This is a genomic window from Schlesneria paludicola DSM 18645 (assembly GCF_000255655.1).
GTDB lineage: Bacteria > Planctomycetota > Planctomycetia > Planctomycetales > Planctomycetaceae > Schlesneria > Schlesneria paludicola.
The window spans coordinates 588,150-610,790 of the sequence record NZ_JH636436.1 but is presented as its reverse complement, the minus strand read 5'-3'; the positions used below and the strand labels follow the sequence as shown (position 1 = coordinate 610,790).

Here is a 22,641-nt window from a genome sequence, read left to right as displayed (position 1 = left end):
ATCCAACCAGAGCCGCTCACAACTATGTTCTCACAATTCCTGCACCGACCCGCGTTGGCGATCGTCATCTCGATCATCATCTTGTTTCTGGGTGGGTTGTCGATCAAGACGCTCCCGATCTCGCAGTTCCCCTCGGTTGCGCCACCCAGCGTCGTGGTGACGGTGGCGTTTCCGGGCGCCAGCGCCAACGTTTTGGTCGATTCGGTGCTAGTGATCCTGGAGCAGGCCATCAATGGTGTCCCGGACATGCGGTACATGGCTTCGGCCGCCACGAGTGCCGGTGAGGCCACGATCCAGATCGTCTTCGAACCGGGTACAGACCCGAACGTGGCGGTCTTGAACGTGCAAAACCGTATTCAAACCGTGAAGAACAGACTTCCGCCCCTGGTCGAGCGCGAGGGGATCATCGTCATGCAGGCCATGACGAGTATGCTGATGTATGTGAACATCTACAGCACGGATGAAGGTCACGATCAGAACTTTCTGTACAACTACTCATTTGTCAATTTGCTTCCCGAGATCAAGCGAGTTCGGGGTATCGGCAGCGCGACGATTCTTGGCAGTCGGCAGTATTCCATGCGGGTCTGGTTGGATATGGACCGCATGCGGGCTTACAACCTGTCCTCGGACGACGTCATGAAGGCCGTGGGCGAGCAGAGCATGATTGGCTCGCCCGGACGGCTTGGTCAGGCCACGGGCAAGACGTCTCAAACGATCGAATACGTTTTGACTTGGGTGGGACGATACAACAAGCCTGAGCAATATGAAAAAATTATCCTGAGGGCCAACTCGGAAGGCGAGATCATTCGACTAAAGGATGTGGCCGAAGTCGAACTAGGCCCCTCGTATTACAACATTTATTCGGACATCGACGGCCATCCCTCTGCAGCCATCGTCCTCAAGCAGCTCCCTGGCACCAATGCCGCCACGGTCATTGAGGAGGTCAAGCACAAGCTGGAAGAGATCAAGGAAGCGTCGTTTCCACCGGGCATGACATTTGAGGTCAGCTACGACGTTTCTGCATTCCTGGAAGCCTCGATCGAACAGGTGCTTCATACACTGCTTGAGGCCTTCGTGCTGGTTTCGCTGGTCGTCTATCTGTTCCTTGGTGACTTCCGCTCGACGTTGATCCCGACGCTGGCGGTTCCGGTCTCGCTGATCGGGACCTTCTTCTTCCTGCAACTGCTCGGCATGTCGATCAACCTGATCACTCTTTTTGCACTGGTGCTGGCAATCGGGGTCGTGGTGGACGATGCAATCGTGGTCGTGGAGGCGGTACATGCCAAGATGCATGAAAGACATCTCTCACCCTATGTCGCCACCAAGGAGGTTGTCAACGAGATCAGCGGCGCGATCATCGCCATTACGCTCGTGATGACGGCGGTGTTCGTTCCGGTAACATTCATGACCGGCCCCGTAGGAACCTTCTATCGGCAGTTCGGAATTACGATGGCGACGTCCATCATCCTCTCGGGGATCGTGGCTCTGACGCTGACGCCCGTGCTCTGCGCGATGATTCTAAAGCCCCACACGGGTCAGGTGAAAAAGCGTGGGCCGTTGGGCATGTTCTTGCATCTTTTCGACCGTGGCGTCGAGAAAGTGACCGGTGGTTATGCGGCATTCCTGCGACCGATCGTCACGCAACGCATGCTGACGTTGCTGGTCGTCGGTGGGTTTTGTGTCGCCATCTACGTTGTGAATACCAAACTTCCGGCCGGTTTCATTCCGCTCGAAGATCAAGGCATGATCTACGGAATCATTCAAACTCCACCTGGCTCGACCATCGAGTACACCAACGCAAAGTCTCACGAACTGCAAGAGATTGCCAAAAAAATTGAAGGGGTTCACTCGGTCTCATCATTGGCCGGTTACGAAGTTTTGACCGAGGGTCGCGGCTCGAATGCAGGGACTTGCCTGATCAACCTCAAGCCCTGGGCCAAACGTAAGATGACCTCCAAGCAAATCATTACACAGCTTGAGCATGACGGCCGTGCCATGTCGAATGTGAAGCTTGAGTTCTTCGAACCCCCTGCCGTTCCCGGCTTCGGAGCTGCCGGCGGATTCTCGACTCGCGTTTTGGATAAAACAAACACGATGAATTATCAGGCACTCGGTGAAGTGACTGACAAATTCATGGAAGCGTTGTCGAAACGCAAAGAGGTGAAAGGCCTATTCACCTTCTTCGCCAGCAACTATCCGCAATACGAATTAGAAATCAACAACGACGTGGCGATGCAAAAAGGGGTCTCGATCGCGAAAGCGATGGACAATCTCTCGATCGTCATCGGTAGCACCTGGGAGCAAGGCTTCATCCGCTTCGGTCAGTTCTATAAGGTCTTCGTCCAGGCCAAGCCCGAGTTCCGACGTTATCCCGAAGATTTCGATAACTTGTTCGTCAAGAACGATCAAGGAGATATGGTCCCCTACTCGGCGTTCATGAAGCTCAACAAATTGCAGGGCTTGAACGAGATCAACCGCTACAACCTTTACCCTTCCGCCGCCATCCAAGGGGCGCCTGCACCCGGATATAGCAGCGGTGAAGCCATCCAGGCGATCCAGGAAGTTGCCGCCGAAACGCTGCCTCGCGGATACGGGATCGGATGGGAGGGACTTTCGTACGATGAAGCGGGTAAAGGTAACCTGGCGATCTATATCTTCATCATCGTCGTGATTTTCGTCTATCTGGTGCTCGTTGGGCAGTATGAAAGTTTCATCCTGCCACTGGCCGTGATCCTTTCGCTGCCGGTCGGGATCTTTGGTTCGTTCCTATTCCTCCAATTCATGGGATTGGCCAATGACGTCTATTGCCAGATTGGTCTCGTCATGCTGGTCGGACTGCTCGGCAAGAACGCAATTTTGATCGTCGAATTCGCCGTGCAACGACACCATGAAGGAGTGAGCTTGAAAGAGGCCGCGATCGAAGGTGGAAAACTTCGATTCCGGCCAATTTTGATGACGTCGTTCGCATTCATCGCGGGTCTGATCCCGCTTGTTCGCGCGACTGGCCCCGGCGCGATCGGAAACCGCACGATTGGTACCACCGCGGTCGGCGGGATGCTTCTAGGCACCGTGATTGGTGTTTTGGTGATTCCCGGCCTTTACTACCTGTTCGGTCAGATTACCGACAATGGTGGGAAATTCATTCAGGACGAGGTCGATCAGCCATTGAGCGAGATCATCGAACACCACTAATCAGACGCAAGCGGCCGACGACTTAAAGGCGGCATTTGCAGCGGCGATCTGGCGAGTTGTGACTTCTGGAGAATTCGAGATGCACCTGGATGGTTGCTCGTAAGAAATTACGAGCAACCATCCAGGTGCATCTCCATTTGACACCCAATCTGTCTTCGGCGCTTTCCGCGCACTGATCGTTGTGATTGTTTCTATAAACACACTTGCTGCAACGATTCGCGAGAGTCGACTCCGACGTCTCCTCTCGAACTATCGACCCGATTTCGATCCGCACCCTGAAACACAAGGGTTTGTGCGTGCCTGATTCAAGCACGACGCGTCAGCCTCAACGCGATCTTCGACGTGCGGCATTCCCGGTCCACGCCTTCACTGCATACGACAATCAGGCATTCCGCAAGGGCCTGACTTCGCGCTAACACAACAAGAAAAAGAGATAACAAAACCGTAACATCTCTCTCTTGGCAACTCACGCAGTGCCTGGGCTTCGAATCTTGTTGCGTCATAAATTGCCGAAACTCAAGTCGATTTCGAACCCCACTTGGCACCCGTCAAACAATAAAGTTTACGCCTTGAAGCAACCTGAGGCCCGCAAGTTCGTCAACTTGTTTAATTTCTCTATACCTTCTGTCTTTGGCTTTTGCTTCTAAATCTCTCAGTCGATCAAATTACTATTCAGATCGCAAATCTGGCAACGAGATTGCCGCTCAATCTCTTGTCTTGACGGATCAGGAAGCCGTCAAGACGTAATCCGATGATAGGATAGTACTTGGAACAGCCATGGATGGACTTCGATTGGCTTGGATGCCAATATCAACCGCGTTTCTGTCACTGACAGAAGTCGAATGTCGTGACGGACGAACCGGTCCGATGGTGCCGGGTCGTTCGATCGTCATTTCGAAGGCGAACTCCATTCGCATGCGAAGACCTGCCACAAGCAAGGTGATCATGCGTGACGCGGGCACTGTCGCTTCACACAGCCCCCGTCGCCATTCTCCGCCGCGTGTCAGATCTGCATCTTTCGGCACCCCTAAGCCTCTTCACGACCACAACAAGCAATCGGCAACTTCCGCCGGATTGTGCTTGAGGGGCCCTTCACTGGAAAAGGGTGATCGCGCGTCGCCAATCGCAATTGAAATGGCAAGCCGGCTTCCCCGCAGGACATCCAACGTTGACTTCGCTACGGGTACGAACATGGGGGGGACGGACTTCCACGTATCGCGGGTCCGGGTTCTTTCGCCAAACGTCGTCACTTCTCGCAGGACTGCTGCGTTCGACGAAAGAGGAGGTCCGGAGTTCAACCACGGCGCGCACATCGGCGCCTCGATCGACGATCTCGTGGCACAGCGACGAGATTCAAAATGGTTCACAAGCATCGCGGACAACTTCGATGGCCTGCTTATGGCAAGGTCTTTGACATATCAGCGCAAGCTGACGCGACCCACACCTAGTTTCCGGCCTATATCACTTGTTCGGTGGGATTGCCGACAAGCTCAAATTCAGCAAGGACGAGACAGATGAACCTCTTAGTGAGATTCTCCAATACCACGGATAAAAAATACGCCATCGCAACCGCGATCGTGTTCAGCCTCGTGCTGATTCTTCCGGGCTGTGGGATACCGCAGCTCCGCAATCCCTGGGCGTCAAGGGAGCTGCCAGGAACCTTCAATGGTGCGGTCAGTGAGGAAAACACCTCTCAAGTCGGGATCGAAGAGTTCTTCAATGATCCGATCCTGACAGGCCTGATTGATCAAGGCCTGACCGGAAATCAGCAACTGAAGATCCTGGCGGAAGACATTCAGATCGCGAACAACGAGATCCTGAAGCGACGCGGGGCGTATCTTCCCTTCGTCACGATTGGGGGACGCGCAGGGCTGGAGAAGCCCAGTTTGTATACGCCAGCGGGAGCTGCAGATGAGCAGCTGTTTTCGGGCAGCGGCAATCACTTTCCGACTCCACTGCCAAATTTCCTCACAGCCGCCAACTTTTCCTGGCAGGTCGACATCTGGAGGCAGTTGCGAAACGCCCGCGACTCGTCAGCACGACGTTATCTGGGCACCCTTGAGGGACGAAACTATGTCGTAACCCGCCTGGTCGCAGAGATTGCCGAGAGCTATTACGGATTGCTGGCACTCGACAAACGCCTTGAGACTCTTGACATCACCATCGCATTGCAAGAGCAAAGTCTCGAAGTCGCCAAAGCTCAGAAAGAAGGCGTTCGCGGCACAGAACTTGGTGTCCAACGATTCCTGGCCGAAGTTCGCAAGAATCAGAGCCAAAAGCTGATCATTCGGCAGGAAATCATCGAAGTTGAAAACCGAATCAACTTTCTCGTTGGTCGCTTTCCAGAACCCGTCGCGCGTCGGTCGTCCGAAGGATTCTACGACCTGAACTTGCACGCACTGCGCACCGGAATGCCTTGTGACCTGCTTCTGAATCGTCCCGACATCCGCCAAGCGGAACGTGAACTGGAAGCATCGGGACTCGACATCAAAGTTGCGCGTGCCAATTTCTATCCCAAGCTGATCCTGAGCGCAGGTGTGGGTTATGAGGCATTCAATACCAGATACTTATTCTTGACGCCGGAATCCTTGATTTATGGGGTCGCGGGAGATCTGGTTGCACCTTTGATCAACAGAAATGCGATCAAGGCCGACTACATGACCGCAAACGCCAAACAGTTGCAAGCCCTTTACGACTACCAGCGTACCGTCCTTAACGCATTCACCGAAGTCATCAACCGGATGTCCAAAGTCGAAAACTACACTCAGAGCATCGAGATCAAGAAAGAGCAATTGCAATCGTTGGAAGCTTCTGTCGATATCGCCACCAAGCTGTTTCAGAATGCCCGTACCGAGTACATCGATGTGCTGTTCGCGCAACGAGATCTCAACGAGGCCCGACTGGTCTTGATCGATACCAAAAGAGAGCAACTGTCAGCCATCGTCAATACCTACCAGGCTCTCGGTGGCGGCTTGATTCCATTTGAATATCCAGACGTGTCCTACGAAACCGCTGCGTCAAACATGCCCACGCCGAGTGCCCCGACCGAAATCAATCCCACCACTGCTGTACCACCCGCACCTGAAAACAATGCAGAACCACAACAGTGACATTTGGAAATTGACGGTCACGCGCCGACCGGCTGGCTAGAAGTTCTGGTTCCAGAAATGGGAAGCACCGCGTCAGCCACACAGGCAGACGCGGTGCTTTTTCATATCGGATTTGAATCGCGTGCTCAGCGGGAGACTGCGGCGGCCGCGGCTCCGGTGCAACGGATCAGATGGTCATGGTCGATGTAGACCACCTGGCTGGATTCATCTTTGAAGTAGAAGGGAACCGGCCAGTCCGATCGCTTGATCAGATCATAGAAGACCGTGCACTTGTAGTGGCAGTGATGCAGGCGGGCAGGTCCGACGAGCGGGTAGAACCGGCATTCATCCATACGATCGACGATCGGCTCGGTCACGATCTTCACATTGTTGCGAGCCGTCTCGGCCAGGAAGACCCAGCCGCCCGACGTATCATTGGGCAGAGTCCGCATCACTTCATCGTCACTTGGCGGATCCTGACAGAAGAGTGGAGCATGCTCACCCTCGACTGCATCCAGGATTGGCACCTTGTCGTAACGCTCTTCCCGGATGTAGGCGTCTTCAATCATTTCGCTGTAGTAGGCACTGACCGGAATGATGGGTGTCATTCCGTAAAAGGCCCCGAGTGCGAAGGTGGTGTCCAGGAAACCGCCTAACAGCACGCATCCGCTGTTACTCAGCGTCATCAGGCCGAGGGTGGCCACCAGAGCAAGTCGTCGCGTCCATGTGCAGGGCTTGATCATCGTTTCTCTCCGGGAGATCCCCGAATCCATTGAATTGGCGGCAATGCGCCGTCTGTAACGTATGTATCGAATGTTTCGTCGCAAGACTTGCGTGAATATTCCGATTTTGTCGCCTGTATCAGTCATTTATTTGAAAACATCTCGATTCAATCGAGTGTCCGGGGTTCCGCCGCAAGCCGTTAGACAGCCGTCGTGTCGACCATCGCGCGAAATCACCAGGAAAGCAGAAATGAGAAACGCCTGCGGCAGATTGACCACCGCAGGCGTTCAGCCATTCGGGTACCGATTCCTCTGCGTGGGCAGAGAAATTTCACTTCGAATTGGTCATGGAACTCGATGCGTAAGCTCGATGTCCAGCCAATCCCGCGATCAGACAACTGGCGATCACCAGTTGTTTGGGTTCATGAACCACCACCAGCGATCGGTACGCGGTTTGAACATCAAATTCCATTGTCCATCATCCCATCGCAGTGTGGCATCTCGCCAGCCGAGCGGAACTTGCGGGTAGGGGTAGAACGGACCAATGTAAGGCCAGGCACTGGCGCTGTACTGTTGAGGATAGCTGACGGCTGCCGAGTTGGGATACTGGGCATACGTGGGCCATGCGTGATCGGGCATACTGGGGCTGTTGTAAACCGCTTGCGACGCCCCGCCACCGGCGTAGCCGTATTGTGGCGGATAGGGAGGAGCGCCCCCAGGTCCCATCGGCATCGCGCCCCCCGCGGGATAACCCGCAGGTCCGCCGGCCTGTTGCATATATCCTGCACCTCGCACGTCGCCCCGGCCTTGCATTGGTCCAGGTCCCTGCATCGGTCCAGGCCCTTGCATCGGACCAGCACCTGGGCCCGGTCCATAAGCATAGGGGTTTTGTCCCTGTGCTGGACGATAGGCTTGTGGTGCGGGCTCTTCGCTGCAGCGAAGCCGATTCGTCACGCTTCGGACACCGGGAACACCCGAAACGGCACGGTGAGCCGCAGCGCGTTCCGCTTGATTGCCGACGCTTCCATCCAGGGTCGCAACCCCATTCTGGAACCGAATCTGAATGTCATAGCCATCCAGTTGGGCTGCAGACAGGACTGCACCGATCTGTTCGGCCACTTCCTGGTTCGCCGTACCACCAGACGCAGCAGGCGCCGCGGGTGGAACAGCACTCGATTGGTCGTCCAATCCGAGCTGTGCGATTTCGGCATTGATCTGCTGAACGCGGCCGCGTCCACGGGGTTCACCCGCATGACCTGCCTGCACAACTTCATCCGAAGCATCTGCACTGCGAAGCCGATCCGTGAAGGTCTTTTTCTTCTCGACGACGTTCAGGCGGTTGTCCACCTTAGAAACATTCGTCACCCCACGAACCAGATTTTCCGCCGTCTTCTTGCTCTTTGGATCCGTTACCGAACCGGTCAGAATCGCGACACCATCTTTGTATTCGATGCCAATCTCGCCCTTGACCTTGCCTCGCAAGGCAGTGGCAATATCTTCTGCCACGCGCTGGTTATCGACTCGCGAGACACGAGCTGGGCTCGCATCCTTCGATTTCGAATCCGCAGCGAAGGTCAACCCGGGTGAAGTCGCCAGCAAGCTGAGCGTCAACACCCACTTTCCGTACTTACGCATGGAACATTCTCCTTCCAATTCCTCCCTGACGTCTCTATGTCTGGTGAGCGGAATCGTTCGCAAGGGCGGCACCCGAATGGCGTTGTGTGTCGCTGAACTTGGTTTCCGAACGCCAGTCCGAGGTTCACCCCGGACTAGTCTCATCCGTCACAGGCAGGCGAAGTAGGACTCCACCCGCGAGGCGCGCTGGCTGCCCGCTATCTATTCATCGGCCGGAGATGTTCGTTTGCACAAACTATTCTGAATAATTCGATGAAACCTCCTGTAGCGAATCAAACGAAAGAAACGCCCTGAAAGGTCGTTTTCGCCGATCCCTGCCCATCGCCCATCTCGCACAATCTACCCAGAACACGGGGGCTCGCTCATATCAATGAACGCCTCGGCGACTTCTGCGGGGAAATTCCGGTTCCGCGAGTCCCTGCACTTCGGAGACTACGGATCAGTTGGCGACCGGAATCGCAACGAGCTATACTAGCTGCGGCAAAAACGACCGGGTGAACGCCTCATCCGGTTTCATCGCAGAAGGTCCGGAACGAAAGAGGCTTCGATCGCAATGGCTAGCAAACGCATGGAACTGAGGAAGCAGGCGGAGGCTTTGGAAGCCCGCGGCGGATCCGTTGACGCACCGAAAAAGACGAAGAAATCGGCTGGCACCAAGACCAAGCGAGTCAAAGAAAAAGTCCAGGCCCGCAAACGCCTGGTTTGGGTCGTCTACAACGGCAGCATGAAAGAAGAAGGTCGCTTCCCTTACGACCAACGCGAAGCAGCCGAAGAAAAGATCGAACTGCTACGCCAGAAATCAAAGAAGATGTACTTCATTCAGCCACTGAAGGAAGTCATCGGCGAGGCCCCAGGCGCAGCGCCCGCGAAACTGGTCACCGCAGAAATCGAAGAAGATGACGTCCGCCCCAGCCGCAAAGCCGCGGTGGCAGAAGACGAAGAGGATGATGACGACGAAGAGGAAGAAGAAGAGGACGACGACGACGAGTGACAACGGTCTTTGCGTCGGCCGCTTCTTTCAATGGTGAGTTCAATCGATCCAAGAAACGATCCTGAGCCGTGTCGCTTGCAGACATGAAAACGTGCCGTGGGTGCTTGCCCACGGTACGTTTTTTTCGGCGCCGCACCCCTGCACTCTTCCCGCCACGGACAACGAAAAAAGCCCCACCAAGAGCTGGAAGGGCTTTTTTCGTTGTATTTGCACGAGTCATCACCAATTCGGCGCAACCCACGATGTTGCTCAGCCTGATGCTCATTTTGAGATGAACACCGATTTCAGCGAAACATCAGCGCTGAAGACAATGAAACAATCAGGCGATCACTTGATGCCGAGCTTGTCTCGCATGGCCTTCACTTGATTGCGAAAGTGATTGGCGTGGAACATGAACGTTCGGCGCTTTGGCTTGCTGCCAGCCACCGAGGCCAATCGCTCGTACTTCTCTGCGAGCGCCACTTTGACATCAATCTTCTTCAAATCCGCTTTGGACATCGTCCAGTCCTTCAACCTGAAAACAACCCAGATGGGGTTGAGTCATTCACCAACCCGAACAAACCACCCTACAGATGGAGTGGAACTCGCCATTCTAGCGGATCTCTCTGGTTGGAACAGCCATCCCGATAAAATCCGCAAGAATTCACGTTTCCGCTACGGGCATAAGATTTTACGACGCGTCAAGCTCGCGAGCCCGTTCGGTTGCCGCTTGAACGGCGTTCATGAGAGTCCCGCGAAGCCCCCCACGCTCCAGAGCATGCAAACCGGCGATCGTTGTTCCACCGGGGCTGGTGACGGCATCCTTCAAGGCCCCCGGATGCTGACCCGTCATCAGCACCATTTGTGCAGCCCCTGCAACAGTTTGCGCCGCCAGCTTCGTTGCCGTTTCACGTGGCAACCCCATCCGAACGCCACCATCACTGAGTGCTTCGATGATTTGATAGATATAAGCCGGCCCGCTACCCGAAAGTCCCGTCACGGCATCCAGCAGCTTTTCCGGCACTTCGACCGCCAACCCCACATTTGACAGCAGTTTTTGGACAAGCGCGCCATCGGCCGCAGTCGCCTTTGGCCCACGCGCAAAGGCGCTGGCTCCGGCCCCGACAAGACACGGCGTGTTTGGCATCACGCGAATCATTCGCACATCTTCGCGCAATCCAGCCGACATCGATTTCAGCGTGACACCCGCCGCAATCGAAACAATCAGCGGATCGTGCGTCATGGCATGGCGCAACTCATGAAACACGGCGGACATTTGCTGTGGTTTGACCGCCAGAAAGATCACGCTTGAAGCCGACGCCACTTCGGCAATCGACTCGCCAAGTCGAGCTCCGGTTTGTTCGACGAACCGTTGTCCCGCTGCCGCCACCACATCGCAGGCAACAATCGACTCCCTCGACAGCGAGCCTGCAGCAATAAACCCCTTTGCCAGCGCCGTGGCCATTTGGCCGGCCCCAATAAACCCAACGCTCAAACCACTACCCGCATCAGACATGCAATCCATCCCTGCTCTAAAAGTGAGGCACTCGCCCGTGAGAACTCTTGCGAGTCCCGCGATACAAGATCAATGCAATCGCGACCAACTCCGCTCTCCCCCGAGCCGCAGCGCCGATCGCCGCGAAACGACCGTTCGCCCTCGCCAGACGAGGCCTCCCACGAACTCTGTCGCAGCCCAAGAGAATGAAAAATCCCTCGCTCGCGGGCCACAATATATAGCCCGCGAGCGAGGGATGCTCTAGCAATTGCTGGATCAAATCGCGCGGATCACCGCGGCGGCACTCTGCCCCATTCGTGTTCGGTTGACACTCAACGCGATACCATTACTGATCTTCAGCGGCTCGTCGTGAATAATATTCAAACGACACAGGGGATCTGGGTTCCGATAGTTCAAGGTCACAGGCAGCTGACCGTGACGCATCGCCAAGAGACTTCCCGCCAGCTCCACGGCCCCTGCTCCGGCATCAAAATGCCCGAAGTAACTTTTCAGAGCCGTCACAGGAATCGAATCAGCCAACGCCCCCAACGCACGGTGGTACGCTCGCGATTCCGCAATATCGTCTTTCAACGTGCCTTTACCGTGCGCGTTGATATGCCCCAGATCGCGCGGAGTCAGATCTGACCGCTTCAGTGCGGCCTCGATCGACCGGGCGAGCCCCAGGCCACTCGATCGATTGGCTGGATCACTGCCATCGCAACCCGCACCCACACCCAGGATTTCGCAATAGATTGGCGCACCACGACTGATCGCATGTTCGTATCGCTCAAGAACAAACGATGCAGCCCCTTCGCCCACGACCGTTCCATTGCGATCACGATCGAATGGCCGGCAGGCAAACCGCGGATCGTCGCCGCGAGCGAGGTTTTCGTACAGATTCAGCCGAGCAATTTCCAAAGGATGAATGTACGAACTGCAGGCCCCGACAATCATCGCGTCAGCCGCACCACGTTCGATCGCCCGCATCCCTTCCGCCAACGCCAACAGCGCCGACGATTCGCAGCTTGTAATCGTATTGTTTGGACCACGTGCGTCGTGCTCGATCGCAACGTGACAAGCAGGCATATTCGGCAGTTGCTTCAGCAACCACAGCGGTGCGATCTGACCGAGCCCTTCTTCGGCCCAGCCTTCGAACGACACGCCGTCTGCGGTCTGCTGCAGATGACGCGACGCATCTGCCAGCTCTTCTGGAGTGGCAGACATATGCCCCGCGCCGAATTCGACACCCAACCGCTCGGGGTCAATCGACCCATGTGGCAGCGCGGCGTCTTTCATCGCCATCGAAGCACTCGCAACCCCCAGTTGGATGTCGCGGGACATCACCTTCAGGAATTTGCGATTGTAGATATGTTCGAGAGGATCGAAATCATGGACCTCGGCAGCCAGCTTCGAAGGCAAGCCACCGGACGGAAATGCCGTCAATAGGTCGATCCCCGACCGCCCGGCAATTAAATTTTGCCAGAACGATTCCTGACCGATCCCAATCGGAGAAACAACTCCCACCCCCGTGACAACCACGCGATGAGAATCGGAACTAGCCGTCATAGCCAGACCCCGTCAGCACTTTGGCAACACAATCCTGGCGCCAAAGTTGTTATTTTCGCGCCCGGCAACCTTCGCCAGTCGCTGTTTTCTTCCACTGATGCCTTCCAACAACCTGGTCCGCCTCATCGCGAACCAACGCTGTGAAATGGAAATCTCTGCGAACAGAATCCAACTCGCACGAGACCGCATCCAACGAAAGACTTCACAATCTGTCTATCGGTTGTTCTGCGCGTCCCGGTCGATCCTGTTTCCTCGAACCTGAGGAACCGGAATTCCCCGCCGAAATTACGACGAAAGTTTCCCGCTCATCGAGCACCAGCACTCAAAAACACCCAAAACCACTGCAAGTCTTAGCGACCTTATCCACGATCACCCAAGGACCAATTGAGTCATCGCCCAGCGGACGCAGTCGCCAAGTTGAAAACCGTACCACCGATTGGTTACGATCGGCGTGCAAGATTACAGTCAAATCGCAGTGAAAAGTCAACAAGGGACCTCATCACTTGCGGGACCGGCGGCCAATCGTTAAACTCCCGGGCCCGATTTCGGGAGCCGTCCGCCGCCGAAAAAGCGAGTCCGGCAGACCAAATCGACTCCTTACCTGGAAAACTGGGACACCTGACGTTGTCAGTTCCGGTTGTCCGGTTCATCCTGAGAAAATCAGGAACAGCTTGCTCTGTTGCAGGATCGTTTTGCGAGTGTTTTGCTCGTAAAGCACTTCGATAGGCGATTTGATCGCAAGTCGATCGTCAGCATCAGATTAAGCTCGAATGCAGCAAACGACATCGAATATTCAGACAACACGGAATCGACGCAGGCCCTGACCGGTCGGCGTCACTGAAGGTGCTGGAATGGTTTATCGCCCACGAACCAAGTTGAAACTCGCTCGCAAAGCCAAACGCTGCCCAAAGTGCAACAAGCTGGTAGGAATGCGAGTTCGCTGCAAAACCTGTCACAAGAAATTGCGGTAATCGAATCCGATTCATCGCTTAACATCCTACGTATCCGCATTTTGCTTCCAAAGAAGACCCCGAATTATGCCGCGTATTGAACGAGATCGCGAGATCGCTCGCCGCCGTCACCGTAAGGTCAAAATTCAAAAGCTGGTCGAAAAGTACATGAAGGCCACCGCCCAGGCGGATAAGGTCGTCATCGCCACGAAGGTGCGACGATTGAGCCCGTACTACAACTTGGAAGAACGCGTCGCCACGCTCAAGGGCGAACAGAAGGCGAAGTAATTTCGACTTCGAAGATCCTGGATTCAAGAAGCACGACGAGGCGCTTAGTCTTAGTCGTGCTTTTTTCGTTGGAATCGCTTCGATTGAAACCTGACAGCTTGCTAGAGTCTCGACAGATTTCCTGCGCTTACAGCCCGCGAAATTCATCAACTGCGATCCCAACTCAGAATCTTCTTGCTTTTTTGTTATGCACGCGATCGCCATCGGTTTGGTAGAGATTTGTGCATCAGAACAATCTGATTGGATGACGGAAGGACCGATACGTGGCATCGTCTCTGACAACCATCCCCCTGGCCGAACTCCAACTTCAATTGAACGCACGAGCGGTTTCGGCCGTTGAAGTCGCCACCGCGCATCTAGATCAGATCCAGCACCACGACAACCAGATCCACGCATTCGTCCACGTGAACCGCGACTCAGCACTCCGCCAGGCCGCCGCGATCGATCAGAAGCGTGCCTCTGGCCAGGAAGTGGGGCTATTGGCGGGAATTCCTGTCGCGGTGAAAGACCTGCTCTGTACAGTGGGCGAGCCAACCACCTGCGGCAGCCGGATTCTTGAGAAGTTTGTGCCGCCGTACGACGCCCATGCGATCACCCGACTGCGTCAGGCCGACGCCGTATTGATCGGCCGAACGAACATGGACGAGTTCGCGATGGGATCGTCGGGCGAGAACTCTGCCTTTGGTCCGACCCGAAATCCGTGGGACACCGAACGAATCCCAGGCGGCTCTAGCAGTGGTTCCGCGGCAGCGGTTGCCGCACGGATGGCCCCCTTAGCACTGGGAAGCGACACGGGAGGTTCGATCCGGCAACCCGCCGCGCTGTGTGGAATTGTCGGCTTGAAGCCGACATACGGACGCGTCTCCCGCTACGGATTGATTGCCTATGCGAGTTCGCTCGACCAGATCGGACCTCTCGCCACCGACGTGCATGGCGCAGCCTTGCTCCTCGAAGCCATTGCGGGCCACGACCCACGCGATTCCACCAGTGTGCAACAGCCGGCCTCTCGCTATAGCCAAACATTCGAGCAGCCACTTCGGGGATTGCGAATTGGCGTTCCTGTCGAGCATTTCGCCGAAGGCCTCGACCCCGAAATTGAGCGGAGCGTGCGCCACGCCTATGAACTCTACAAGACTCTCGGCGCGGAACTGATCGACGTGCATCTGCCGCACTCGCGTTATGCGGTCTCGACCTATTACCTGGTCGCCACCTCGGAAGCATCCAGCAACTTGTCGAGGTATGACGGAGTTCACTATGGGCACCGCAGTTCCAATGCGGGCCACAATTTGGTGGAGATGTATGAAGCCAGCCGAGGCGAAGGATTCGGAGCCGAAGTGAAGCGGCGAATCATGCTTGGCGTGTTTTCCCTCTCGGCCGGGTATGCGGACAAGTTCTATACCAAAGCACTTCAAGTGCGCCGCATGATTCGCGGCGACTTCGACGCCGCGTTTGAAAAGGTCGACGTCATCGCCGGCCCGGTGACCCCGACTGCCGCATTCAAATTGGGCGAAAAAACAAGTGACCCGCTCGCGATGTATTTGTCCGACATCTATACGATCAGCGCCAACCTGGCTGGAATCCCTGGAATCTCGGTTCCCTGTGGAATGACGTCTACGAAGCTGCCAATCGGCCTGCAGTTGCTCGCCCCGCCCTTCGAAGAAGACCGCTTGCTTCGGGCGGCGCGGATGTTTGAACGCGAGACCCAATGGCATCGCGAGATCCCTCAACTCGCCGCGCGTTAAGAATCGCAACGTTCGTTTTCGTCACACAGTTCGCATTCCCCTCGAGCGCACAGGACTTTCTTGTCGTGACTGTGTAAATCCCTGCACTGATTTCGCACGCGTCTATCGGCATTTCTGATCGTGAATCCGGTGGTGACAACCGTAGTCCGAACTCCGATTCAAATGGATTTCGGCAGTTTTCTATTCGATGCAGAAGTGAGTCTGTAGGGCGTCGCCCGAGATTTTGGCATCGAGCGCCCATGCCATTCTTCCGATATCAGCGGATACCACCTCGTATCACTACGTGCCCGCTCGGGAGAAAACTGCTGTGTCGATCCTTCGAAATCTTTCAATCCGCACCAAGCTCATCGTTCTCGTCACGATGTTCGTCGGCTGCCTGATTGGCTTTGGGGTTTTCTCATCATCGATTCTCAACTACACAAAGGTGAATGGCCCATTGTATGCGAGAATTGTTCAGGACAAGAACCTGATCGCGGATATCCTGCCACCCCCGCTCTACATCATTGAAGCGAATCTCGTGGCACATCGCATGCTGATTGCGAAGCCGCCCCAAGCCCTTGAAGCATTGATTGAGAAGTACAAACAACTGAGGGTCGAATACAACCAGGGTATCGAATTTTGGGATAATGCCCTTCTCAAAGGGGACATCCGCGATGAACTGGTCAATAGATCGCGTCCCCCTGCGGACGCCTTCTTCCGAACATTCGAAGAAATGTTTATCCCTGCCATCATTGCAGGAAACACCACACTGGCATCGGAACTTCTCGAAGGTCCACTTGCGCAAACCTATACTGAGCATCGTGCGTCGATCGACAAATTGTCGAAGCTGACCACCGAAAGCGCCAGTGCGAACGAGAAGACGACCTCGACTGCGATCGCCACTCGTTCTTCAATCCTGACGTTCTTGCGATTTACCGTGATCGTCTTTTCATGTGCTTTTGCATATGCCATCGGCCGCGGCATCATTCAACAGATGAATTCGACACTAAAAGTTGTCAGCGCTATCGCGAAAGGGGACCTCACCCAGCACCTCGACGAAAGTGGAAACGACGAATTCGCGCGCCTTGCTCGCGCGGTAAACGAAATGATCCAGTCGCTGAAAGCATCGGAGAAGAATCTCGACGCCGCCAGTGAAATCGCCGCGATTCGCCGAATTCAGGGTGCCGTCGAATACAAGCTGGACGGCACGATTATTTCCGCCAACCAGACTTTCCTTGACGCAACGGGCTATGCGCTGAGCGACATCGTCGGCCAGCATCACGACATCTTCCTTGAACCAATCAAGCGGTCCAGCGCCGAAGCAAAGCAGTTCTGGCGGGATCTCCGAGATGGCCAGTATCAGACCGGCGAATATAAATGCCTCGGCAAGGATGGAAAAGAAATCTGGATTCAGGCTTCGTTCAATCCTGTTACAGATACGAATGGTCAGCCCGCGAAGGTCATTGAATATGCACATGACATTACAGAGGCCGTCAGGCTTCGGCAGGCCAACGCTCTGTATGCGGGTATTGTCGAAGATGTCCCAATCAACATCATGTTTGCAGATACCGAAAATCGAATTCAGTACATGAACCCGTCCGCCTTATCCACGCTCAAGTTGCTCCAGCGGATGCTGCCGGTGCCAGCAGAGAAATTGATTGGCCAGAGTATTGATGTCTTTCACAAGAATCCGACTCATCAGCGACAAGTCCTCGGTGATCCCAGAAATCTGCCTCGACACACCGAGATTGCTTTCGGCGACGAAACGATTGATCTCATGGTCAACGCAGTGTTCGACACCAAGAAGAATTATTTGGGTGCGTCAGTCGTTTGGAAAATCGTGACCGAATCGATTGCTCGAGATGCACGCGATAAGGAAATGACAACCAAGATGGAATCGGTGCTTCGGGTCGTGGCCGAAAATTCGTCAGCGATGGCCGCCGCGTCGGAACAGCTCTCCGCCGTCAGTTCGCAAATGAGTGTGAATGCTGAAGAGACATCAGCCCAAACAGAGGCCGTCTCGGCGGCTTCCGAACAGGTGAGTCGAAACACCGAAACCGTGGCAACCGGCATCGAACAAATGAGCGCGAGCATTAAAGAGATCGCCAAGAATGCAACGGATGCGGCCCGCGTCGCAACATCCGCCGTGAAAGTAGCCGAAGCGACCAATGCCACGATCGCGAAACTGGGTGAATCGAGTACGGAAATCGGGAATGTCATTAAGGTCATTACGTCCATCGCGCAGCAAACGAACCTCTTGGCACTGAATGCAACGATCGAAGCCGCGCGTGCTGGCGAGGCAGGCAAGGGATTCGCCGTTGTCGCGAACGAAGTGAAAGAACTCGCGAAAGAGACAGCCAAGGCGACTGAAGATATCAGCCACAAGATTGAGGCGATCCAGAACGACACTCGCGGCGCAATCACCGCCATCGACGAGATCAGCGCCGTCATCCATCAGATCAACGACATCTCAAGCACGATCGCCAGCGCTGTTGAAGAACAGACGGCGACGACGAACGAGATCAGCCGTAGCGTGGTCGAGGCGTCACGAGGCACGACAGAAATCGCTCAGAATATTACGTCCGTCGCACAGGCCGCCAAGACAACAAATGAAGGTGCACTCAACAGCCAATGCGCCTCGCAAGAGCTCGCTCGCATGGCGGCTGAACTGCAGCATCTTGTTTCTGAATACAACAGTGCACGCACTGAAACCGCCAAGCGAACAAACAACACTCCGGTGTCAAAATAATTTGCGAAGCGATTCACAGATGACCGACCGCAGTGAGCAGCACTGCGGTCGGTCATCTTATTTGAGCAAAGACGAGCGAAACAATCCGGCATCGAGATGGCGACTCGCGCCAATCACCGACCACATTGACCGACGTCTTGCGCGTCGGAACCTCAGGTGCATTCTGACACTCGTCCGAATGCACCTGAGGCACCCACCCCACACCGTGCGGCCGTTAGACTTATTGATCGATAGTACGATCACTATCGAAGATGACTGCGGTGACTGACATCGGCTGCAGCAACACCGGTGAGGGCAAGCATCACCGACGACAGCGACAGGCATCAGTCCCGCTTTAAAAACGCCAACACGAGCCAAAAAGCTCATGCGTCCTGCTGGATGGATCGACACGCTGGAAACACTCTTCACAAATGCAGCGTGAAACATTGGGGGGGGGAATTGTCGCTGGAATCACCTTTGCGAGTCTGTGCGCATTGGACGAATAATCGCCATTGGACACTCTTTAATACGACGCGCGAAGTAAGTGTGCGTTTCTCACATTCACCGATGAATTTTTGACAGATTGGGCCGCTGAAGAATCGATCATTCTTGCAGAGGTTTTGTGTGACACTGAGACTGAGCATATCGTCAATGATCAAGATCCGTGTACTCATTGTTGATGATTCCGTTGTGGCTCGAAAATCGATCACAGAGGTCCTTTCAGCAGACTCGGCTATTGAGGTCGCAGGCGTTGCGGCGAATGGCAAAATCGGGATCGCCAAGATCGCGCAAGTCTGTCCCGACGTCGTGATCCTGGATGTAGAGATGCCCGGCTGGAATGGGCTTGAAACCTTGACCGAAATCCGAAAGCTCTATGCCCGACTTCCGGTAATCATGTTTAGCGCGTGGACACAGCGCGGAGCGTCGTTGACACTCGATGCGTTCGCACGGGGCGCCAGCGACTATGTCGCCAAACCGGTCGGTGAATTCAGCCCGGCCGAAGTTCAACGCACGCTCAGAGATCAATTGATTCCGAAGATCAAAGCACTCTGCCCTAGATTTAAGTCGCCATCAAACTCGTCCGTGAGAAATCCCGAAAAGGGCCTTCAACAGAAATCAGCTTCTCGAATACATTTGGCTGTTCCAACGGCAAATTCTTCGGAGGGTCGAATCGACGTCGTCGCGATGGGTGTTTCGACAGGCGGTCCGAATGCGCTATGCGAGATTTTGCCCGCGATCCCAAAGTACTTTCCCGTGCCGATTCTGATTGTCCAGCACATGCCGGCAAACTTCACCGAGGCGTTGTCCGAGCGGTTGAACAAGATGTCGCAAATTCGTGTGGTCCATGGAACGAACGGGGTTTCGCTTGAGCGCGGAACGGCCTATATCGCCCCAGGTGATTTTCATATGGCCGTGAAGCGTCAATCCACCGAAGTTGTAATGTATCTGAATCAGCTTCCTCCTGAGAATTCCTGCCGCCCTTCTGTTGACGTTTTATTTCGTTCTGTGGTCGAAGCCTATGGAGCGGGTGTACTGGGAGTCATTCTGACGGGCATGGGCCAGGATGGTCTGCGCGGTTGCCAGTTCATTCGGGAGGTCGGCGGACAAATCATTGCACAAGACGAGAAATCCAGCGTGGTCTGGGGAATGCCAGGGTTCGTCGCAAAAGCTGGACTGGCCGACTGCGTGCTTCCGTTGCATCAGATCGCAATCGAAATTCACAATCGGGTGCAGAAGCATCGACAGATATCCCACCACCTGGAGGTCGACGTATGCTCGTGAGTCAATTGCAACTCGATCAGGACGCGGTCATACGGAGCGCTTATGGGTTGCCCGCGCTTCCTCAATCGACGGTTCGGCTGGCGAGCATTGTGGCCAACGACAACGTCGATCTTTCCGACGTCGTGCAGGTGATCGAATGCGACCCCGCATTAACATTAAAATTGCTACGCGTTGCGAATTCCGTCTACAGTTCCTCAAGCCGAACGATCGGTGAAGTCAAAGACGCCGTGATTCGCTTGGGAAGTGGCGCCGTCCTGGGACTCGCGATCGGTTCATGCATTCAACCCAACATCGCGAGCGTCATTCCGGGATATCATTTGTCAGGCCGTACTTTCTGGTCGCACTCGCTCGCTGCCGCGATGACGGCGGACATTTTGCGATCGTTCACTCGGAAACGGATTTCATCACTCGCGTTCACCGCGGCCCTGCTTCACGATATCGGAAAAGTGGTCCTGGGCAATTTTTTGAACGATGAAACACTGGAGTTTCTGGCAAGGGCCCAGATCGACGGAAAGCAGTCCGCTTTTGCAGCCGAGGCCGAGATCCTTTCGCTGCAACACGCTGAAGTTGGCGCGTTGATCGCTCAACACTGGGGGTTACCCGAGCCGCTCGTCCTGGGAATCGGCTTTCACCATACGCCAGAATCCTGCGACAACGATCTTGTCCACGTCACGCATTTCGCAAATGCTGTGGCGCATCGTGTAATCACACCTGGCGAACACACTAACGACGAACAGGTCGCAGTAGAACAGCTTGATCTCACGAAAGATCTAAAACGACTGGGGCTACGCGAAGAGAGTACCAACAAGATTGTCAGTATGGTCAAAGAGCGACTCGCTGCGGTGTCTGCGGAATTCATTTAGCGCACGACAAAGACCAATTCGATCCATTTGTTGGCGCGATGCCCCATCAAGGTGACTTTCCCTCACGAACCGGACAAACACCGCCCTCGCACATTTGCGGGACATTCAAACCGAGGTCGGATGAACGCAGTACAGGTCCTTCGAGGAACCTACGATAAATAACGTGACATTTCATCGGACCCGGATATCGAAGGGTCACAATTATTTCAAGACGATCGATCGTTGGGGTGTGCTTTGGAAACGGCTGACTTCGAATACATTCGCGATCTCTGCCACCAACGCGCTGCAATCGTGCTCGACTTGGAAAAGAGCTATCTGATCGAGTCTCGATTGCAACCGTTGGCCCGTACCGAAGGTCTCGGCACAATCGCCGATCTCGTTGCCAAAATGCGGACAACCGGATACGGAACGCTTCACGGCAAAGTCATCGAAGCGATGACCACGAACGAAACCTCTTTTTTTCGCGATCTGCAACCATTCGAGGCGCTGAAGAAGGTGATCTTGCCAGAGCTGATTGCCCGACGTTCTCTCAGCCGTCAACTACGAATCTGGTGCGCTGCGTGTTCCACTGGCCAGGAACCATATACGATCGCGATGCTGATCGAAGAAAATTTTCCGCAACTTGCCGCGTGGGACGTGAAGATTCTGGCGACCGACCTTTCCACGCAGGTTCTGGAACGAGCTCGGTCGGGACGATTCAATCAGATTGAAGTGAATCGAGGCCTTCCTAGCCCATTGGTCGTGAAATACTTTCAGCGTAATGGCATGCAGTGGGAGTTGTGCGAACGCGTTCGAAACAAGGTTGAGTTCCGTCAACTCAACTTGATCGATGCATGGCCTGCGATCAATACGATGGATATCGTCTTCATCCGCAATGTGCTGATCTATTTTGATGTCCAAACCAAGAAAGACATTTTGGGAAAGGTCCGCAACAAATTGCGGTGCGACGGATACCTGTTCTTGGGAGGTGCCGAAAGCACCTTCAGCCTCGACGACAGCTTCGTCCGTACCGAAGTCGAGAAAGCGAGCATCTATCGCCTGAAGGGCTATGACGACCCCGTCCTGCCCACACGCGCCGTGAAGGCAGCCTCGGTTCGCGCATAGCTCGAAATTGGACAGGCAATCCTATTCAGAACGAGAGGCACGCTATTGTTCCGCTTTCAGTTCCTCAGCCGTCCAAGTGATCGTCTTCGTCTTGGCCACTTCCTGAGGGATAAACTGAATCAAATTCAGCTCAATGTTCTCATACTGGTTGTCGCGCTGAATTTGACTTGTGAGCTGCAGAATTCGATTCGCAATTTCCTGAGCCCGACCCGTATCCTCTGTAGGCGGGAAATCGACTTTCATCGAAATCCGTAAGGTCCAGGGACCTCGTCCTTTTTGACGACCTCCTTCGACGTTCGGACGGGAATGTTTAAATTCACGCCCGATCGCTTCGCGCAATGATCGAAATGGTCGTGTGTGCTGCTCCCAATACACGAACATCAGGGATGTCGTCGCAATCCCCATAATGAGCAGGGAAATGACCAGCTTGCGTCCGGACAGTTGAACGGTTCCACCGGGAAACTGTGGATCGTTGGTCGGCAATTGTGGCTGGCTCACATTCAGACTTTCATTCGATTTATGGTTATCTGCGTCAC

Annotated in this window: 15 protein-coding genes; 9 read left to right on the top strand and 6 right to left on the bottom strand. The window is 54.8% G+C overall.

Translation table 11 applies throughout. The features are described 5' to 3' along the window. Positions 1-24: 24 nt before the first annotated feature. Positions 25-3,192: an efflux RND transporter permease subunit gene (locus OSO_RS0135860; RefSeq protein ID WP_010587626.1), complete on the top strand. Its 3,168-nt coding sequence runs from the start codon at positions 25-27 to the stop codon at positions 3,190-3,192. Positions 3,193-4,706: 1,514 nt separating this feature from the next. Then, positions 4,707-6,302 (top strand): TolC family protein, encoded by a 1,596-nt coding sequence (locus OSO_RS0135840; protein ID WP_010587623.1) that lies wholly within the window; start codon positions 4,707-4,709, stop codon positions 6,300-6,302. Between the two features lie 125 nt (positions 6,303-6,427). Here OSO_RS0135840 and OSO_RS0135835 read toward each other — a convergent pair whose 3' ends face one another. Beyond that, positions 6,428-7,024, bottom strand: a complete 597-nt coding sequence (locus OSO_RS0135835; protein ID WP_040593766.1) for a hypothetical protein — start codon at positions 7,022-7,024, stop codon at positions 6,428-6,430. 384 nt (positions 7,025-7,408) lie between these two features. Then, on the bottom strand, positions 7,409-8,638 hold the full coding sequence (locus OSO_RS52345) for a BON domain-containing protein (protein ID WP_010587621.1): 1,230 nt from the start codon (positions 8,636-8,638) through the stop codon (positions 7,409-7,411). Positions 8,639-9,191: 553 nt separating this feature from the next. Between OSO_RS52345 and OSO_RS0135820 the strand changes: the two genes are divergently transcribed. Then, positions 9,192-9,629, top strand: a complete 438-nt coding sequence (locus tag OSO_RS0135820) for a hypothetical protein (protein WP_157605936.1) — start codon at positions 9,192-9,194, stop codon at positions 9,627-9,629. A gap of 327 nt (positions 9,630-9,956) precedes the next feature. Here the strand turns inward: OSO_RS0135820 and OSO_RS51530 are convergent, their stop codons facing one another. The 3 genes from OSO_RS51530 to OSO_RS0135805 all read right to left on the bottom strand — a co-directional run bounded on the left by OSO_RS51530 (position 9,957) and on the right by OSO_RS0135805 (position 12,669). Then, on the bottom strand, positions 9,957-10,127 hold the full coding sequence (locus tag OSO_RS51530) for a hypothetical protein (RefSeq protein ID WP_010587619.1): 171 nt from the start codon (positions 10,125-10,127) through the stop codon (positions 9,957-9,959). Between the two features lie 172 nt (positions 10,128-10,299). Next, complete coding sequence (gene proC / locus OSO_RS0135810; RefSeq protein ID WP_010587618.1) at positions 10,300-11,124, bottom strand: pyrroline-5-carboxylate reductase; 825 nt, start codon at positions 11,122-11,124, stop codon at positions 10,300-10,302. A 255-nt stretch (positions 11,125-11,379) separates the two neighbouring features. Further along, positions 11,380-12,669: a beta-ketoacyl-[acyl-carrier-protein] synthase family protein gene (locus tag OSO_RS0135805; protein WP_010587617.1), complete on the bottom strand. Its 1,290-nt coding sequence runs from the start codon at positions 12,667-12,669 to the stop codon at positions 11,380-11,382. 1,037 nt (positions 12,670-13,706) lie between these two features. On the opposite strand from OSO_RS0135805, the gene OSO_RS0135790 reads away from it, so the two are divergent. The 6 genes from OSO_RS0135790 to OSO_RS0135760 all read left to right on the top strand — a co-directional run bounded on the left by OSO_RS0135790 (position 13,707) and on the right by OSO_RS0135760 (position 22,105). Next, a complete protein-coding gene (locus OSO_RS0135790; protein WP_010587615.1) occupies positions 13,707-13,907 on the top strand; it encodes a DUF6800 family protein in 201 nt (66 codons plus the stop codon). Between the two features lie 263 nt (positions 13,908-14,170). Then, entirely contained in the window at positions 14,171-15,649 is a 1,479-nt protein-coding gene (gene gatA / locus OSO_RS0135785; protein WP_010587614.1) for an Asp-tRNA(Asn)/Glu-tRNA(Gln) amidotransferase subunit GatA, read from the top strand. A gap of 307 nt (positions 15,650-15,956) precedes the next feature. Continuing rightward, complete coding sequence (locus tag OSO_RS49045; protein WP_010587613.1) at positions 15,957-18,377, top strand: methyl-accepting chemotaxis protein; 2,421 nt, start codon at positions 15,957-15,959, stop codon at positions 18,375-18,377. A gap of 630 nt (positions 18,378-19,007) precedes the next feature. Then, positions 19,008-20,138: a protein-glutamate methylesterase/protein-glutamine glutaminase gene (locus tag OSO_RS0135770; RefSeq protein ID WP_010587611.1), complete on the top strand. Its 1,131-nt coding sequence runs from the start codon at positions 19,008-19,010 to the stop codon at positions 20,136-20,138. Further along, a complete protein-coding gene (locus tag OSO_RS0135765) occupies positions 20,129-21,001 on the top strand; it encodes an HDOD domain-containing protein (protein WP_010587610.1) in 873 nt (290 codons plus the stop codon). Before OSO_RS0135770 ends, OSO_RS0135765 begins: the two co-directional genes overlap by 10 nt. Positions 21,002-21,235: 234 nt before the next feature. Continuing rightward, positions 21,236-22,105, top strand: a complete 870-nt coding sequence (locus OSO_RS0135760; RefSeq protein WP_010587609.1) for a CheR family methyltransferase — start codon at positions 21,236-21,238, stop codon at positions 22,103-22,105. Between the two features lie 42 nt (positions 22,106-22,147). Here the strand turns inward: OSO_RS0135760 and OSO_RS0135755 are convergent, their stop codons facing one another. Then, complete coding sequence (locus tag OSO_RS0135755; protein ID WP_157605932.1) at positions 22,148-22,603, bottom strand: hypothetical protein; 456 nt, start codon at positions 22,601-22,603, stop codon at positions 22,148-22,150. Between the last annotated feature and the right edge of the window lie 38 nt (positions 22,604-22,641).

Coding starts and splice junctions, on each gene's coding strand:
- OSO_RS0135860 (WP_010587626.1), top strand. CDS start 25: ATGTTCTCACAATTCCTGCACCGACCCGCGTTGGCGATCGTCATCTCG.
- OSO_RS0135840 (WP_010587623.1), top strand. CDS start 4,707: ATGAACCTCTTAGTGAGATTCTCCAATACCACGGATAAAAAATACGCC.
- OSO_RS0135835 (WP_040593766.1), bottom strand. CDS start 7,024: ATGATCAAGCCCTGCACATGGACGCGACGACTTGCTCTGGTGGCCACC.
- OSO_RS52345 (WP_010587621.1), bottom strand. CDS start 8,638: ATGCGTAAGTACGGAAAGTGGGTGTTGACGCTCAGCTTGCTGGCGACT.
- OSO_RS0135820 (WP_157605936.1), top strand. CDS start 9,192: ATGGCTAGCAAACGCATGGAACTGAGGAAGCAGGCGGAGGCTTTGGAA.
- OSO_RS51530 (WP_010587619.1), bottom strand. CDS start 10,127: ATGTCCAAAGCGGATTTGAAGAAGATTGATGTCAAAGTGGCGCTCGCA.
- proC (WP_010587618.1), bottom strand. CDS start 11,124: ATGTCTGATGCGGGTAGTGGTTTGAGCGTTGGGTTTATTGGGGCCGGC.
- OSO_RS0135805 (WP_010587617.1), bottom strand. CDS start 12,669: ATGACGGCTAGTTCCGATTCTCATCGCGTGGTTGTCACGGGGGTGGGA.
- OSO_RS0135790 (WP_010587615.1), top strand. CDS start 13,707: ATGCCGCGTATTGAACGAGATCGCGAGATCGCTCGCCGCCGTCACCGT.
- OSO_RS0135770 (WP_010587611.1), top strand. CDS start 19,008: ATGATCAAGATCCGTGTACTCATTGTTGATGATTCCGTTGTGGCTCGA.
- OSO_RS0135765 (WP_010587610.1), top strand. CDS start 20,129: ATGCTCGTGAGTCAATTGCAACTCGATCAGGACGCGGTCATACGGAGC.